Consider the following 16,916-nt stretch of genomic DNA (forward strand, 5'->3'; position numbering starts at 1 on the left):
GGAAAGGCCACCGGCACTTCATCCTGCGCCACTACTTTCATTTTGTCACAACTAAAAAGATGTGTGGAATAGTAGGCTACGTAGGCAAAGCGGCTGCTACACCAGTATTGGTAGACGGGCTCCGTAGGCTTGAGTATCGCGGCTACGATTCTGCTGGGATTGCCACCCTTACCGGTGAGACCCTGCATATTCGAAAAACAGTAGGGCATATCTCCCATCTTAAAAGTCTGCTGATGCGGCATCCTATCGAGGGAACGATAGGCATTAGCCATACGCGTTGGGCCACCCATGGGGCGGTAACCGCACAGAACGCGCATCCTCACTCCGATCATAGCGGCCGCCTTGCCATTGTCCACAATGGCGTCATTGAAAATTTTCAAGAACTCCGTGAGGATCTTATTGCCAATGGGGGAACCCTTCATTCTAGTACCGATACTGAAGTGATGGCCCATTTGATCGGCTATTTCTTTGGAAAGAGTGGCACACAGGGGAAAGTTGGACTCATAGAGGCAATTCGCCAAGCCCTTAGGAAAGTGGTCGGTACCTATGGAATGGCGGTTATCCATGCCGATGTCCCAGGTGTACTTATAGGTGCTCGACATGGAAGTTCCCTTGTACTGGGTATTGGCAAGGGGGAGTATTTGCTTGCGAGTGATATTAGCGCCATTGTGCCTTACACGCATAAAGTTGTTTATCTTAATGACCGTGACATTGTATGCCTTAGTGAGGATGGTTTTGAGATCAATACCATTACTGGATTAGAATCTACTTATCACATTACCAAGGTCGATCTCACTATGGAGGACATTAGCAAAGCTGGGTATCCTCATTACATGCTCAAGGAAATCTTTGAGCAGCCTACTAGTGTGTGTAACGCTATACGCGGGCGCCTCTCTTTGGAAGAGGCCACGGCAAAGCTAGGGGGGCTAGAGACAAGCAACGTAGAACTAAGAGCTGTGGAACATCTTGTGTTTAGTGGATGTGGCACTGCTTTTCACGCCGGGATGGTAGGAAAATATCTCATTGAGAGTCTTGCGCACATTTCTGCTGAGTGTGAATTTGCCAGTGAGCTCCGTTACCGTAACTTGCCGGCACCTCCTAGTACAACTTTCGTCTTCGTTGTTAGTCAAAGCGGGGAAACCGCGGATACTTTAGCAGCCCTGAGAGAGAGTCGCCGTAAGGGATACCGTACCCTTGGGATTTGCAACCACGTTGCGAGCGCTATCGCAAGGGATAGCGATGGAGGGGTGTACATGCATGCTGGACTGGAAATTGGCGTTGCGGCCACAAAGTCTTTTACCTCGCAACTTACCATCCTTGCCCTAATTGCCCTCCTCTTTGGCCGTATCCATCGTCTTTCGCACACCGATGGGTTGCGCATCATCGATGAATTGGAAAGATTACCGGAGAAGATATCCCGGACACTGGAGCTTCATGAACAGGTAAGACGCATTGCCCGCAAATATGCCCACGCTAAGTCATTCCTCTTTCTGGGTCGCCAATGTAACTATCCAGTCGCCCTAGAAGGGGCGCTAAAACTTACCGAGATTTCCTATATAGCAGCTTCTGGATTCCCAAGCGCTGAACTAAAACACGGCATTATTGCTCTCGTCGCTCCGGAAATTCCCTCTGTTTTTATTGCACCGGAGGACTCCGTCCTGGGAAAAAATCTTAATAACATGCAGGAGGTTAAAGCACGCAATGGCCCTGTTATAGCCATTGGCACTGAAGGAAATAAATCACTAGCACGGATAGCGGACGACGTCTTGCTTGTTCCGGAAGCACCAGAGTACATTTCCCCCATCCTTACAGTGATTCCTTTACAGCTTCTTGCCTATTATATTGCAGTTGAATTGGGACGTGATGTCGATAAACCAAGAAATCTTGCTAAGAGTGTTACCGTGGAATGACTATCGGTTGTATATGAGAGATGTTCAAGCATAGGCAAAAGCCATACCATCTGCACAAAGTGTTACGCAACGGCGACGGAATTGAATGCGTAAGAGGGCTTTTTAAACGAGACGCCGGAGGACCAAACCCCCTTGATTACCCTACCTCGCCGGCAAAACTTCCATCCTAGAGAGCGATTGGGGGAGCGCTCTAGCTTCTTTCTTCACCGGATCTACCTTTGACGCATAGCCAACTACACACCTGTCTTCCAGTAGATCCCTCTTCTAATCCCTAATCCCTTCTAATCTTCACCAAAGGGGCTCGCAAAGGTTCGAAAAGATAAAAAATAAAGGTGGAAGTTGGTGGGAGATCCCTCCCTAGATAGCGGGAGGGAGAAAGGCAGAAGGTTGGATGGCCCAACTGTTTAGCTACCATAATTCTTCGAGAATTTTTTCTTCCTTTCCACAATTTCCTGGGCATCATTATTCCCCCCTTGCGAGAAGGGGAGAGGGGACGATGTCGCGTTTGACTCATCAACTGTAGATTGATTGGAAGTTGACCGCACGTAAGCAAGACGCACGTCAGCAAGGGTCACATTGAGGATCTCAGATTCCTCCGGACTGAGATTTCCACTGGTTTTTTCTTGTAGCATTTCCAATTGATCAATGAATAGGCGTGCCGCTTCGAAATTCTGCACTACTTTCCCCGTGGAGGGGTGCGGAATCTTTCCCAGGAAAAGGAGGGCCTGCTGGGCTTGCATTCTTATAAACTCAAGGAAACGCTGACTAGAGGTGGGAAGGCTGAGTGAGGTTGCTTTCATCTTTATCTTTTCTTTATATTAACTGAGAAGCATAAAGGGTTTCGGAACCCACTAGAATTCCGGGAAAAACTCCAGAATTTTGGAGGCATATTCACAGATCACTAGAATTTGAATTTCGGCGAACGACAGCTTCCGCGCAGCCAGGTACTCCCAGATACCTTTGCGCAACTTTCTGGACTTCCTCTGCTGTCACTGCTTGAATTTCAGCGCTACGCTTTTGATAATGGTCGAAACCCAGACCCAAGAGCTCGTTTGTTGCACATAGAGAGGCAAAAGAAAAGACATTCTGTGAACGAACAGATTCAAAGCCGAGGAGCTTTTTCTTAGCACGGTCTAGCTCATCTGTCGTTAAGCCTTCAGTAGCCACTTTATTGATTTCTTCGACTAATTCGTTCCGGGCTTGTTTAGCCCTGCGGGGATCCGTTCCAAGGTAATATGCGAAGAGTCCTGGCACGAGCCCAATCATTTGACTGGCGCCTACATAGTAGGCCAGTGCATTTTTTTCACGAATACGCGCGAAAAAGCGAGAACTTAGATCGTTACTCGCCTCCTGCAGAAGTTCCATCGCTGGGCGATCCACGCTAGTAACGTCCACCCCTTGATACGCGAGTGTGATTACTGTTTGTTGTTTTTGGGAGATTTTTTCAACAAAAACTCTTGAAGCAAGCGGTTTCACTAATGGTGGGTGCGCCGCTGCCAATTGCCCAGATGGCAGGTTTCCAAAAACTTTTTCCACTATCGGAAGTACTGACTCGGCCTTAATATCTCCGAATATTGCCAGCACCCCGTTGTGCGCCACGAGAACTTCCTCCTTAAATCTCCGCAGATCAACGGCGGTGAGATTGGAGACCGTTTTTTCGGTGCCCAACGGAGGCATCCCGTAGGGATGGCTTCCAAACAGTGCGCGACGTGCGAGATTGCGTGCTGCAAAGGTAATTTGATCATCGCTGGATTGAATAGCCGCAATTTGGGTAGACTTCTCCAACTCTACTTCCTGCTCCGGAAATTTTGCGTGCTCTATTACATCGGAAAGAACGATTAATCCATGCTTTAGGTAAGGGGACATCATTTCGACACTAACAGTAATAAAATTGTCTCCAGAGTTGCTGTCGATAGTTCCCCCAAGAGATTCCACCTCATTAGAAATTTCCCAAGCGCTCCGTGTCTTTGTCCCCTTTAGCAGGGTAGATGCAAGCAGTGGGGAAATCCCGTTGTACTGAGCATTTTCCAAGAGCACTCCACCACGGAAGGCTGCAATAGCTATAGCGAGCGGCAAGCGTTTGTCCTCGCTAATTAGTACCCGGAGACCATTTACCAGGGTAAATTTCCTTACCGAACGTTGTAGGGGCTTTGGAACAATCTCTGCATTTGCTTCCGCTCGGGCTGTCCCTATAGGGTTTAACTCAGTGACACTAAGGGTGTCTGATCGTAGGTACTTACGTGCCACTGTGCGTACACTAGACGCAGTTACCCTTTGTGCCGCATTAAGGTAGTCATAATTGAAGCTAGGATTGTGTGCAGTCAACCAGCTAGAACCCAGTTGAGCAGCTCGTCCATGTGTATCCATCAAATTTTGAAGTTCTGAAGAAAGAAATGCCATTTTTGCCTTGCGAAGCTCCTGTTCCCCTACCTCTTTGGAACGTACCCCCTCCACAATGGATAGAATAGAGGACTCAACCTGTTTACGCTTGTCTGAGTTGCAGACCGCCACGATCCCAAATATTCCACTATCACGCCAAGTATAAACGTGTGAGGCTATCGAGTGCACAAGACGTTGTCTTTCCCGCAGTTCACGGTTTAGAACTGAGCTACTCCCTACACCTAGGATGGTTGCCAGTACATCAAGGATAGGTGTGTCTGAATCTGTTAAACCTGCAGTTCTCCACGAGAATCCAACCCGACTCAGTTCGGTGGGAAACTCCTCGGCTATAAACCGTCTCCCGGCTTGTGGTGGTTCCACTGGATACGTAACAGGTTCCAATGCTCTACGGGGGAAAATTTGGAAGAATGAGGTAAGCTGCTCCCGAACCTGTGTAGCATCAATGTCGCCCACTACAACGAAGGTTAGATTGTTGGGGACATAGCGTTTCTTATAGTACTCCAAGACATCTTTCCGTTCTAGCTGGTTATAGATATCTAGATGTCCGATAATCGGGTGGCAGTAAGGACTTTGAGAAAAAACAGTGCGTGCAATCAGCTGCCAATTGGCGCGGTCTGGATCATCGGACCCCATTGCAAACTCCCTCCGGATGACCTCCTGCTCTTTAGCATATTCTTCCTCCGGGATAGTCGAATTCATCATTGCATCGGCGAGGATGGAGATTGCCTTATGAGTACCCGTAGAAGGAATATCAACCCAAAAGGCCGTGCGATCATACCAAGTATAGGCGTTGATGTATCCTCCTAGGTCCTGTATCTGCCGAGCAATGTCTCCCACTTTCCTTGTGGTGGTGCCTTTGAAAAGCATGTGCTCCAGGATGTGTGAAAGACCAGCTCCCATCCACTTCCCTTCAGTGACACTGCCGGTAGCACAGAATACCTGTATGCTTGCCACGGGGGTACTGTGGTCCTCATCAGTAATGAGAGTCATCCCATTTGGGAAAGTATAAACGCAGGCTTGGTGAGATGGGAGAGTTGGAGGGATCATAGCAATGGTGCTCGCAGTAGTCATAAGGAGAAAAATACTTTTTCTGCAGAGGGAAGGGAAAAGTTGTCTGCGCAGGAAACTAAAGTAGGTGCGATACAAGGCGTATACACACTGGATTCCGCAAGTGGAAGACTGGAAGTGGATCGAAAGAGACTTGTTCACGCTCCTTGTCTAGAAAAACCCACGGGGACACTAAGGGCCCTCCCGAAGAAGAAAAAACCCACCTCTTGCCTCTTGAAAGTCTCCGAGATGCCTGTGTCCTCCACTCCAGTCCATCAGGAATCTAGCAATTCGTCTAGGAAAGAGGTTTTTTCTAATATCATCGGAAAAGTTCTCTGCTGCATACTGCTGCCGCCCTGGCCCGCTAGGCCTAGTAAGTTTCTGGCTGCATCCTTCCTCCTTGGATGAACAGCTGCTATAGCTGCTTTCCGTTCGCTGCAGGGGCAAGGGAAATCCCGGTGGCATGGTGGAATTTCTTCTTCCTTTTTGGAAACTCAAGCTTGTTGGGACGGAGACAGCGCAAGTGGGAAGTCATACATGGTTTTGGACCTCACCCAACAAATAATCTTCTACAAGAGGGACCAGTTGGTTAGGGTTGCACCAGTTTGTACAGGAAGGGGAAACTACGGTGTGCCCACGTTTTTCTCGTGACACAGAAGGATACGTGCCACACATCTAGTCTGTACGGGGACTTTGTTGATGCTAGGGGAGGAGTTTGGTAGTTGCTAACTTTAGACGACACACCCCCCTTCCTCCCTTTTTTTTGCTGAAGCGCTTTTTTTGTGGAGCCTCTATGCCCTTTTTATGCGCCTTTATAGTAGTGTAAGAATCCACGGCAGACCCCTCCCAGGAAGTAATAGACTCGCCTTGGCTGCATCCGGATTCCTAACAAAAATGGCCAAAGTCTTCTTCCAGAACATCCCCTTTAGGGACGCCAGTTAGTGTCGTGCATGAGTATATCCGCACGCTACACGAGCAGGGTGCTCCATTGTGTGAGAGGAGAAAAACATATGAAACAGCAAAAAACCTATAGGGATGGCTTTTTTCAGAGACAGGAGTCTTTGCCGTAAACCATGGAGGCAATCCGTAGCCGTAATGCATGTAAATGGATGAATCCATCCGCATCAGATTGATTATAAACCTCATCAGTGGAGCCGCTACTTTCCATAGTGGCAATGTGGGGGATATAGAGGCATGAGGTGCTCTTCCGCCCCGCCGCAATGACATTACCCTTGTAGAGTTTAAGCCTTACCGTACCGGACACGTATGTTTGAGATTCAGTTATTAAGGCTTGGATAGCTTTCCGTTCAGGAGAAAACCAAAAGCCATTGTATATAAGAGTACTGTACTGAGGCACGAGGGAATCACGCAGATGCATGACTTCTCTATCCATGGTTAGGGATTCCATCTGGCGGTGCGCGAAGTGCAAAATGGCACCGCCTGGAGTTTCATACACACCACGACTTTTCATACCGACAAAACGGTTTTCCACCATATCCACCCGGCCAATCCCGTGCTTGCCTCCGAGCCTATTGAGCACACGCATCACCAGGAGTGGACTGAGTGTCACGTCATCCCCCTTCTCTTCATGCCCCATGCAATGCAGGACATCCTGTAGCCCAGAACAGGCCAAGCCAACACAATTGCCTTTTTCGAAAAAGAGTTCCAAAGTTTCCGTGTAATCAGGAGCATCCTGCGGAGAGGTACTCAAGCGGAACATATTTCTATCGCTATCTGTTGAAGCATCAATCCAAGGGTCCTCTAGTGCACCTCCTTCGTAGCTGATATGCAGCAAGTTGCGATCGGTAGAATACGGTCGTTCCAAAGAGACGGAAACCGGAATGCTCTCCCGCTTTGCATAAGCGATTAGCTCTGCTCGCCCAGGGAACTGGCTGCGAAAGCGCTCATCCCTCCACGGAGCGATAACCTTTAGGCTGGGGGCTAGTGCTGCAACTGCCAGCTCAAAACGAACCTGGTCATTCCCCTTTCCCGTAGCTCCATGGGCGACAGCCTGCGCTTTTTCTTTAAGCGCAATTTCCACCATGCGCTTGGCAATAAGTGGCCGCGCAATGCTGGTCCCCAAGAAGTACTGCCACTCATACAGAGCACCTGCCTGTATGAGTGGAAAGATATAGTCCCTCGCGAATTCTAGCCGTAAGTCCTCTACGTAGCACCTGCTTGCCCCAGTCCGCATAGCTTTCTCTACTACTCCCTCCAGCTCTTCTTCTTGTCCTATGTCCGCACAAAAAGCGACCACCTCGGCGCAATAAGCCTGCTTCACCCACTTGAGAACGACGGACGTATCTAGGCCCCCCGAGTAAGCTACTACAATCTTCATCTCTTCATCGTTCGTTTTTCCGGCACACAACCACTTCCACGTTCCTTTCCTGTTGCGTGCGTAATCAAATTCAACCGCGTTCCAAGCCCCCCTTTTCCTAAATTCAGCACGTCTGGTTGGAGCCTCTCTGAAGTAGAGCAAGGTGGCAAGGTTTTTTCTCTACGTCCCACCTTAATCTGATCAATATGTTTCTGATCATCTGATCAATATGTTGTCTGTTGGCTTAACGGGTCGCACTCCCTTTTTAATCCCATTGCGTCGTTTAAGGAAGATAATATCGAATATCTTCCTTTTCACACTTGCTTGATTCCGTTAGTTTGCTCCCCGTGGGTGGGGGTTGCTTCAGAGTGATATCTGTGCTGTGTCCAGCTATAACAATTGATCAGGGCTGTTTATGGGGTTAATCTCTGAAGAGACTGTTCGCCAGGTGGCAGCCGCCAGTGACATTGTGGAGGTAATAGGTTCCTACTTTCCTCTAAAGCGTTCTGGGAGTGCCTGGCGTGCTCTTTGTCCGTTTCATAAGGAGAAGAATCCTTCCTTCTACGTTAATCCTACTCACGGAACATTTCACTGCTTCGGCTGCGGAGTAGGGGGTACCGTTATTCGGTTTGTCATGAACTATGAACGAATTAACTTTCCTGCTGCCGTGCAGCAACTTGCAAAAAGAGCAGGAATCCCTGTTCTAGAATTCAGGCAGGATGAATGCTTCCAAAACAAACGTGCACGCCTTCTATTGCTGCATGCTGAGGCCACCCATTGGTTTCATGGCAACTTGCTCAGTAGTAAGCATCCAGAGTCTGCCCAAGCCCGCCGATACTTAAAATCTCGCGGTTTTTCTGAGGAAGCCGTAGTTAGGTGGAAAGTCGGTTATGCTCCTGCCTCCTGGAACATTTTTTCAGAATGGGCAACTTCTCGTGGATTTGCGTACCATGAGCTGCTCCATTCCGGGCTTGCTGCTCAAGGAAAGGGGTCATCTTCTGGTCTCTATGATCGTTTTAGGGGAAGAGTGATGTTCCCTATCCACAATGCTTCAGGAGAGGTGATCGCCTTTAGCGGACGCATTGTAGGGAAGGCTTTTTCTGAAAGAAAATATTTGAATTCTCCGGAAACGCCTCTCTTCTCCAAAAAAAGAACTCTTTTTGGACTAGACAAAGCCAAGCATGCCCTGATTGAATCAGGGGAAGCTGTAGTATGCGAAGGACAGATCGACCTCATTTCTTGCTTTGAAGCGGGCATCCGTAATGTTGTTTCCCTACAGGGAGTTGCATTCACTGAGGAACAGGCGCGTCTCCTTAAGCGTTACGTAGAGCGGGTGTTGCTTTGCTTCGATGCCGATCGCGCTGGGGGGCAGGCTGTTGAGCATTCCCTTCCCGCTCTTTTCTCTTGTGAATTGGGTGTCAAAATTGTCTGTCTTCCCTCAGGAGAGGATCTTGACTCTACTGTTCGACGGATAGGCCCAGCAGCCTTTCGAAGTTTACTTACCCAGGCTCCTGATTACTTTGATTTTGCTATCGATCAAGCTGCCAGGAATGGGTCTTTATCCGATCCCACAAGCCAGGTTACTCTGGTGCGTAAATTCGCTTCCCTGCTTACCTGGGTTGAAACTCTGGCCTTACGCGAAGTGTTCTCTATGAAGATCGCGTCTCGTCTTGGTGTTTCTTTGCAAGCTCTTGCGCAACTCCTTGCCGAAAATATTCGCCGTAGGCACCTTCCAGGTATGGAAGTTGCCTCTCTTCCTACTTTGCTTTCCCTAGAAGAGGGTCCGAAATTACTCTGCCGCCTCGCGCTTTTTTCACTGGAGGTGCGAGGGTGGCTCTCAGGAAGAACCTGCCCCTCCGTCCAGCAGCTCTTTCCCAACATCCCTCTTCTAGAGAAAATTCTAACCAGTAAAGTTGCATTAGATGATCCATCGTCATTCAGAGCCTTCTTAGAATCCCTTAATCCCACCGAGGCAAACACGGTGTTAGCATGGGATCTACATAAGAAGATGCCAGACACTCCTCTCTCAACTGCTATGGACTGCTGGTTGGGAATAGTACGTCGCTATCTAAAGGCGAGACAGGCATCCGTACGGATCAAGTTGCAAGGCCTCCATCCTAGCGACGAGGAACACCACGTCCTACAGAAAGAATTTCTTGATCTCCAGCAGAGGCTGCAAGATATCTCGCCGCCTTCCTTACCCCGCAACCTGTTCTTGAAAGAAGCCCACTTGGATTGAAGACCACTTCCGGGCTCTCTAGATCCAAAACGACAAGGAACAAAATGCCCGAGTTCCGTGCTTTGGACCAACCTTCCTGCAGACCGCCAGATCCCAAAAATATAAAGACCCGTCAGCAAACCAAAATTAAAGCGTATGCCAAAATGCTTAGGGAGAACAAGGGTGCACAGTTTCTCCGTAAGAAGTAAGTACAGCGCCTCTGAACCTTCAGTTCTGTCCAATGGAGGCCCCGTAAGTTTCCTCACGTATCCCAAGGAGCAGCACATACCGAAGGGATTTATAGGACCTTCACCGGGTCTCCCTTATCCTGTTTAGAAAAAACCTCCCCCAAGGCAAGTACCTCCCCGAACAAGCAAATGCAAAAAACCGCTACACCACCAAGAAATTCTGCCAAAAAGCGTTTACCCTCCGAAAAGAGCCTACCACCCAGTAACAACCCACTCTCCGCTCCCTACCGTACTGAGATGAGTGCTGGTGTCCAAGAACAGCAAAAACTCCTCCAAGAAAAAGTACGTGAGTTGATTAAGCTTTCCAGGGAACAAGGATATGTCACCTACGAGGATCTTGATGAAGCCCTCCCAAAGGCAGCGGTTCATAACCCAGAGAATTTTGAAGCCGTTGTTGGGCAATTGCGTGCTGTAGAGATTGATATTATCGAATCTTCTGAGGTAGATCGCGTTAAGGACAAAAAAGATCCGGACGAAGAGGAGGAAAAACAAGACAACAAGCTTGATATTCTCGACGATCCGGTACGCATGTATCTCAAACAAATGGGGCAAGTACCCCTGCTCACACGTGAACAAGAGGTAGAGATCTCCAAACGTATTGAGGAAGCCGAGATGAAGGTACAAGGTATTTTGTATCGCTTCGGTTTTACTGCAAAAGCTCATCTGGATCTTGCTCAAAAATTAATGGATTCTAGAGAACGTTTTGACCGCGTCATTCTGGATAAGAAGATCGAGAGCCGAGAACGCTACATGAAGGTACTGCCAAGGCTTTGCCAACAAGTCTACAAACAAGCCGAGTTAGTTTCAAAAATCTATCGGTCTAAGATTTCTAGGCACAGCCATCCGAGTCCACAGGATCGGAAAAATTTCGAGAGGAACCTGGTCCTCCTCAGAAGGCTATACCCAAGATTTTATTTTAAGCAGAAAGTTGTGGAAGATTTCGTTGGCCTTGCCGACGAGACTCATCGCATGCTTTCCTGTCTTAATCGTGACGGGAGGTCAGGTAGTACAAAGTCCCGTAGTGATAATAACGCCTCTGAGCACCGAGGGTGTATCCGAGAAAAGCTTGAGGCAATGGAGGGCTGCTTCTGGCTCAGCCTAGAAGAGTTTGCTGTGCAGTATGCCGAGCTGAAACAATGGCACCGGAAAGCGTTGGTAGCAAAAACGGAAATGGTAGAGGCCAATCTCCGCCTGGTAATTTCTATTGCCAAGAAATACACAAACCGTGGCCTTTCTTTTCTCGACCTCATCCAGGAGGGAAACATGGGCCTAATGAAGGCAGTGGAAAAATTCGAGTACCGCCGAGGCTACAAATTTTCTACCTACGCCACCTGGTGGATTCGTCAGGCAATCACGCGTTCAATTGCTGATCAAGCCCGCACGATTCGTATCCCAGTACATATGATCGAGACGATTAACAAGCTCATTCGTGTGCAAAAACAACTTGTCCAGGAATATGGACGCGAACCTACTCCCGAAGAAGTTGCCGAGGAAATTCAGCTCCCGGTCGAACGTGTGCGGGCCGTTCTTAAAATGTCCCAGCAGCCCATCTCTTTACAGTCTCCAGTAGGGGACAGCGAGGATACCAGCTTCGGTGATTTTATTGAAGACAAGAGAGCTGAAAACCCCGCTGATATGGCTGCGATTGTCCTACTCAAAGAAAAAATTAAGGACGTGTTATCGACATTGACCGAGCGTGAGCGACAAGTCCTTGAGCAAAGGTTCGGGCTGACGGATGGGTATAGCCGCACTCTGGAGGAAGTAGGACGCCAGTTCAACGTAACGCGTGAACGGATCCGCCAAATTGAAGCAAAATCCCTGCGCAAGATGCGTCATCCTACCAGAAAGCGTCAGCTAGAGGGCTTTTTCGAAGCGCAGGATCTCTAAATTCACAAACCAGGGTGGGGGCATGTCCCAAAGCCTTTCCAGGGTAAGGGCATATCTCTGGTAACGTGGGGAGAGCTGGTTCGTCGTAACCAGCCCGTCGTCCTCCTATTCGGGTGTAACTTTCTGGAGAAACCGAAACTTTCCATTTCTAATGCGCAAAAGTACCAGGGGTTTTCTGGGGTCTCGACTTTTCTCAAAAGTGATTTGGCCACTGATTCCTTTGTAGTCATGAGTTTCTGAAAGCGCATTGCGGACAGCCTGTCGGAACTTTTGCAATTCTGAAATGTCGCGGAGGTTAAGATTTTGTGGATTATTAACCCTTGCCCGCTCCATGGCATTAGCTAGAAGCATTAATGTATCGAAAGCGGTCACAGTGAACGTCATAGGTCTCTCTCCTTTGCCATATTTCCTCTGATACCTTTGAACGAAAGACTGTACCCTGAGATCTGGATCTTCGGCAGAAAAGGCGCTCACAAAAACGGCCCCCTCGGCAGCCTCCCTAGCTACCCGTATAAGATCAGTGGCGTCCCAGCCGTCCGCTCCAAACACGTCGAGCCCCATCTCCAAGAGCTGTGCCTGCTTCATACTAGTCGCACAGTCTGTGTAGTTACCCGGAAGAAAGAGACAATCGGCTCCGGACTCCTTGACAGTAGTGAGCTGTGCCTGGAAGTTCTTGTCGCCGCTATTGTAGGCTAGCTCTGCTACGATACGTCCCCCTAGAAGCACAAACTGTTTTTGAAAGCTATCTGCTATGGTCGTGCTGCTATCTCTGCTGATGTCCACTAGGATTGCTGCACGACTTTTTCCTAAGGAACGCACGTATCTTGCTACTACTTGCCCCTGCTGGCTGTCACTGTAACTTGCACGGAAGACAAAATCTTTGCCTTGCGTGATCTTGTCGTTGGAGGCGGCATTGGCAATTAGGGGGACCCGATGGCGTTGGGCAATAGGCGCAGCTTCTAGCGTACGCCCCGAGGCTACCTCCCCAATAAGGGCCACTACACGGTCTCTACTAATAAGTTCTCGAACAATAGCTGAAGTTTCCCCGGCCTTAGATTGGTTGTCTCGCACAATAAGTTTAATTGGATACCGTAGTGGAACATCTGCACTTTTTCCGCCTATCAAAACTCCACCTTGAGCATTTATCCCATCATTTGCCATCTGAATCCCAATCATGGCGTCTTGACCAAAACAGGCTTCTGTCCCACTAAGGGATTGGAAGACTCCAATGCAGATAGGTTCTTGGAATCCCTTACCGTACTCTTGCGTCACTTTCTTCTGGCAGGACTGCTGAAAAAAAAAAATACGCAGATAGTAATCCAGAAGGATGATGACAAGGAGGGCAATATCGCGTGCCTCATAATGATGTAACTACAGAGAGAAAATAGGAGAAACAAAGAACCCCCCTTCCTACCATATGTTCTTTGTTATCTAAAAAAAGGGCTTCCTTTTCCTGCCCTAAGGGAAAAAGAATCCACGTCATGTATTTCCTTGCTCTTTAAATGTCATTGATCATTCGGCAGCCACCGTGCGGGGACGCATCCATGTGCATAAATATATGCAAACTGCTATTGTCAAAGCGATTAAGATTTAACAATGACGGGCTGCTTAATGAAATTGGAGAGAAGTGTCTTGGGGAAAAATGGGTTGGAGGCCTTTTCTTCCCCAACAGAGGTCAGGGGACCATGTCCAGGACATAGAAGCGTATCCTCGGGAAGGGAAAAGATGTTTGATGCGCAGCTTTGTAAAGCCTCCTGGTAGGAGCAATTAGGCATGCCTATGGAGCCAGCGAAAACTGCATCTCCCACGAAAGCAGCTGAATATTTGCGGTTATGGACAACATAGGTAATCCCTAATGGCGAGTGTCCACAGGTTTTTCGCGCCTCTATTACAAAGTCATCCATCAAGAATGTTTGTCCCGGCTGCAAGGGCTGGGCCCCTGGTAATTCCTCAGCAATCCACGCGGTGGCACTAGTCTTTTCTAGAACCCGATCCAAATCAAAAATATGGTCACCGTGGGAGTGGGTTAGGAAGAGAAATTTTAACTGCAGCCGATATCTAGCCAGACAATCAAGTAGTCCAGAAGCATCTGATCCGGTATCGAATGCAGCTGCGGATCGGGCTGCAGTGTCCCATATTAGGTATGAATTGACCAACATGCCCATAAAGTCCGTCTGAAACCGACGCCACTCTTCTGGAGGGTGGGAAATTCGGGGATGGTACTCGTTACGATGAATGGAAAGCAACCGTTTTGGATGAAGATGTAAGGCCGTGGCAGCGAGCTGCAAACTTAATTCGTTTCCTCTACCCTCTAGTAAAGCGTTGACATGCTCCAGGGGCAGCTGGGCCTTATTTGCTACTTCCGCCGGAGAAATTTTTAGGCCGCGCATAGCCTTACATAAGATATCATAGGAAGAGTCTTCAAGAGGCTCTATGGGCATAGAGCACTAATCACATTCGATAAATTTTGAATGTCAAGCTTGAGCACGCTCCAAGAATAAAAGGGTTGAAGAGTTCTAGTGCTCATAGAAGCAGCCTACCGTGATAGAGTGCCCCGGTGCACCACTGTCCCTACGGTTAGAGATTCAGCCCATGGTCGTTTCGTCCAATAGCCGTTGTTATTCAAGCGAGTGCCCCCCTGCTTCCTTAGTTTCCTCAGTTGGTGGGGAACTTATCGGAAATTGTCTCTCTAGAGCTTACGTCCTCCTCAGCGCCAACAGACAATACCCAAGCACAATGAATGGTGAGTACAAACACCCCCCAACCCCCATCAACTCTCCTTTACAATTATAAAGGAAGCATGGAGCCTATATCGTAATAGGTTGAAAAAAGCCTCAACTTGGCCAAGGATCTTGGCGGATAGCAGCAAACGCTGCGATCTGGCGGTGCTAAAGGGGAGAGGTAGTTGGTACGGTGAGCCTTTGTTTTTCTCGTTCTTCGACTCGGATTGCCCTTTTTTCCTGATTGCGTTCTCCTTCACTATACATCATAGTCCACCGCTGTTAAATTCGGCAGGCTAGAGAAATAGAGTAGCATATTCCTCGATTGAAATCTGACACCTTATCCCAATCCCCCCCACCACCAGAATCTTCCCCGGTAGAGAACTTGCGAGTAAGGGGTTTGGCGCGCCTTGTTGCCCCTGCTCAAATCAAGGAGGAACTCCCTAGCACCTTGGCCGCTCAGCGTCTTGTCCTAGAGAGCAGAGAGGTGGAACGCCGTATCTTGCGGGGTAAAGATCAGCGCATAATGGTCGTTGTTGGGCCTTGCTCCATTCACGACACGCAGGCAGCTTTGGAATATGCTTCCAGGCTGGCCAAGCTGCGACGTAGAGTGGAGAAGCGTTTTCATATCATCATGCGAGTCTACTTCGAAAAACCACGCACGACCGTTGGTTGGAAGGGGTTTATTAATGATCCATTTCTGGATGATTCGTGTGACCTAGCACATGGCATCGCTTTAGCACGCAGGCTTCTTATCGATATCTTAGAACTTGGATTGCCGACGGGAACCGAATTTCTCGACCCTATTATTCCTCAGTATATTAGCGACTTGATTTCCTGGTCTGCTATTGGAGCACGGACAACAGAGTCACAGACTCACCGTGAACTGGCTAGTGGTCTTTCTATGCCTGTTGGTTTTAAAAATAGCACAGACGGGAGCGTTCAAACGGCTATTAATGCCATGCGTTCTGCCAGAATCCCACATAGCTTCTTAGGGATGGATCAGAATGGCCACACCAGTATCGTTAAAACGACTGGTAATCCGGACAGCCATATCGTCCTTCGTGGAGGGCGCGAAGGATCCAATTACGGGCCACACCAGACTGCTGTTGCAGTCGAACTTCTGCGTAGAGCCAACCTGCCTCCTGCAATTATGGTGGATTGCAGCCATAGTAACTCAGGAAAAGATCCCCATCGTCAACCTTTAGTCTGGGAGAATGTTCTAGAGCAGCGAGCTGCTGGAAGAAAGGATATCATAGGCATGATGCTAGAAAGCAATTTACATTCTGGAAATCAGGAACTTCCGCAAGATCTCTCTCGACTTCGGTACGGGGTTTCCATTACCGATTCCTGCATGGATTGGGAAGCTACCGAACGCTTGCTTCTTGCTAAATAACTTTTCTTTTTCTCCAGAAAAAAGAAGTTTCTATGAGCGGATCCGTTCCTATGTCCCTTGCTTACGAGGTCACTAAGTCACCAAGGGAGAGCAATCTCGAAGCCCTTTTTCTGTTAACAACGCGCTGACTGGACAGTCATGTTCTCCCATGGGGATACGCCTCACCACCTGCTCAGCGTAGCATACGCCGATGACTTTTCCGACACAATCCGGACGTGACAGGATTCTGTCATAATGTCCACCGCCTCGTCCAAGCCTCCCCCCCGTTAGATCGAACGCTATTCCGGGAACCAGAATAAGGTCAATCTTCCCTAGAGGGAAGGGTCTCTCCGAGTTAGGCTCTAGGATTCCCAATGGGCCTAATTTTAGGTCCTTACGGGAGCGAACCGCTACCGGTTCATAGTGCAAATTCACTCTTTTCAGGCAAAAAATGTCCCTCTCCTGAAAGCTTACTGGTAGGAGATCCGGCTCGGTAGCGGTGGAGGCAAATGCTAATATGAAGCGGGAAGTGTTCCATGCCGAAGAGGCACAAAGAATGTTTTGAATATTCTTAGATCGCACCAGGAGGGTAGAGCGACCTATTTGGGACAAGACAACCCTTGTAATGGCTCTTAGTTCCGCTTTTTTACGGACTAGTGCCTCTTCAGTGGGGCACTCCAGTGCACAAGGCCCTCCTAGCATTCTCGTCAACTAAGATGAATACTTTTTTGTCCCCCTTGCGGGGAAGAAGCTTTCCATGGTCGCCGGCAAGCGGAGCAGCATTTCCCACGTGT

General features: G+C 48.7%; 10 protein-coding genes. 4 read left to right on the forward strand and 6 right to left on the reverse strand.

The features are described from left to right. Positions 1-59: 59 nt before the first annotated feature. Complete coding sequence (glmS, locus tag JMM79_01970; protein QQY08702.1) at positions 60-1,910, forward strand: glutamine--fructose-6-phosphate transaminase (isomerizing); 1,851 nt, start codon at positions 60-62, stop codon at positions 1,908-1,910. Positions 1,911-2,314: 404 nt separating this feature from the next. Here glmS and JMM79_01975 read toward each other — a convergent pair whose 3' ends face one another. The 3 genes from JMM79_01975 to JMM79_01985 form a co-directional block, all read right to left on the reverse strand. Beyond that, positions 2,315-2,710 carry a DUF1844 domain-containing protein gene (locus JMM79_01975; protein QQY08703.1) on the reverse strand — a complete coding sequence of 132 codons (396 nt, stop codon included), beginning with the start codon at positions 2,708-2,710 and terminating at the stop codon, positions 2,315-2,317. A 91-nt stretch (positions 2,711-2,801) separates the two neighbouring features. Next, positions 2,802-5,381 carry an insulinase family protein gene (locus JMM79_01980; GenBank protein ID QQY08704.1) on the reverse strand — a complete coding sequence of 860 codons (2,580 nt, stop codon included), beginning with the start codon at positions 5,379-5,381 and terminating at the stop codon, positions 2,802-2,804. Positions 5,382-6,402: 1,021 nt separating this feature from the next. Next, a complete protein-coding gene (locus JMM79_01985) occupies positions 6,403-7,695 on the reverse strand; it encodes an argininosuccinate synthase (GenBank protein ID QQY08705.1) in 1,293 nt (430 codons plus the stop codon). Positions 7,696-8,089: 394 nt separating this feature from the next. Here JMM79_01985 and dnaG point away from each other — a divergent pair, with 394 nt between their 5' ends. Then, positions 8,090-9,913 carry a DNA primase gene (gene dnaG, locus JMM79_01990; protein QQY08706.1) on the forward strand — a complete coding sequence of 608 codons (1,824 nt, stop codon included), beginning with the start codon at positions 8,090-8,092 and terminating at the stop codon, positions 9,911-9,913. Positions 9,914-10,269: 356 nt separating this feature from the next. Beyond that, a complete protein-coding gene (gene rpoD / locus JMM79_01995; GenBank protein QQY08707.1) occupies positions 10,270-12,027 on the forward strand; it encodes an RNA polymerase sigma factor RpoD in 1,758 nt (585 codons plus the stop codon). 105 nt (positions 12,028-12,132) lie between these two features. On the opposite strand, the gene JMM79_02000 is transcribed toward rpoD, so the two are convergent. Together JMM79_02000 and JMM79_02005 are read right to left on the reverse strand one after the other, a co-directional pair. Beyond that, the gene (locus JMM79_02000; GenBank protein QQY08708.1) at positions 12,133-13,299 is read right to left on the reverse strand and encodes an ABC transporter substrate-binding protein; all 1,167 of its coding nucleotides are present in this window, start codon (positions 13,297-13,299) and stop codon (positions 12,133-12,135) included. 311 nt (positions 13,300-13,610) lie between these two features. Continuing rightward, positions 13,611-14,417 carry an MBL fold metallo-hydrolase gene (locus JMM79_02005; protein QQY08709.1) on the reverse strand — a complete coding sequence of 269 codons (807 nt, stop codon included), beginning with the start codon at positions 14,415-14,417 and terminating at the stop codon, positions 13,611-13,613. 655 nt (positions 14,418-15,072) lie between these two features. On the opposite strand from JMM79_02005, the gene JMM79_02010 reads away from it, so the two are divergent. Next, positions 15,073-16,143: a 3-deoxy-7-phosphoheptulonate synthase gene (locus tag JMM79_02010; protein QQY08710.1), complete on the forward strand. Its 1,071-nt coding sequence runs from the start codon at positions 15,073-15,075 to the stop codon at positions 16,141-16,143. A gap of 72 nt (positions 16,144-16,215) precedes the next feature. Here JMM79_02010 and JMM79_02015 read toward each other — a convergent pair whose 3' ends face one another. Then, positions 16,216-16,833: a 5-formyltetrahydrofolate cyclo-ligase gene (locus JMM79_02015; protein ID QQY08711.1), complete on the reverse strand. Its 618-nt coding sequence runs from the start codon at positions 16,831-16,833 to the stop codon at positions 16,216-16,218. Between the last annotated feature and the right edge of the window lie 83 nt (positions 16,834-16,916).

The organism is Candidatus Xiphinematobacter sp. (assembly GCA_016766635.1).
GTDB lineage: Bacteria > Verrucomicrobiota > Verrucomicrobiia > Chthoniobacterales > Xiphinematobacteraceae > Xiphinematobacter.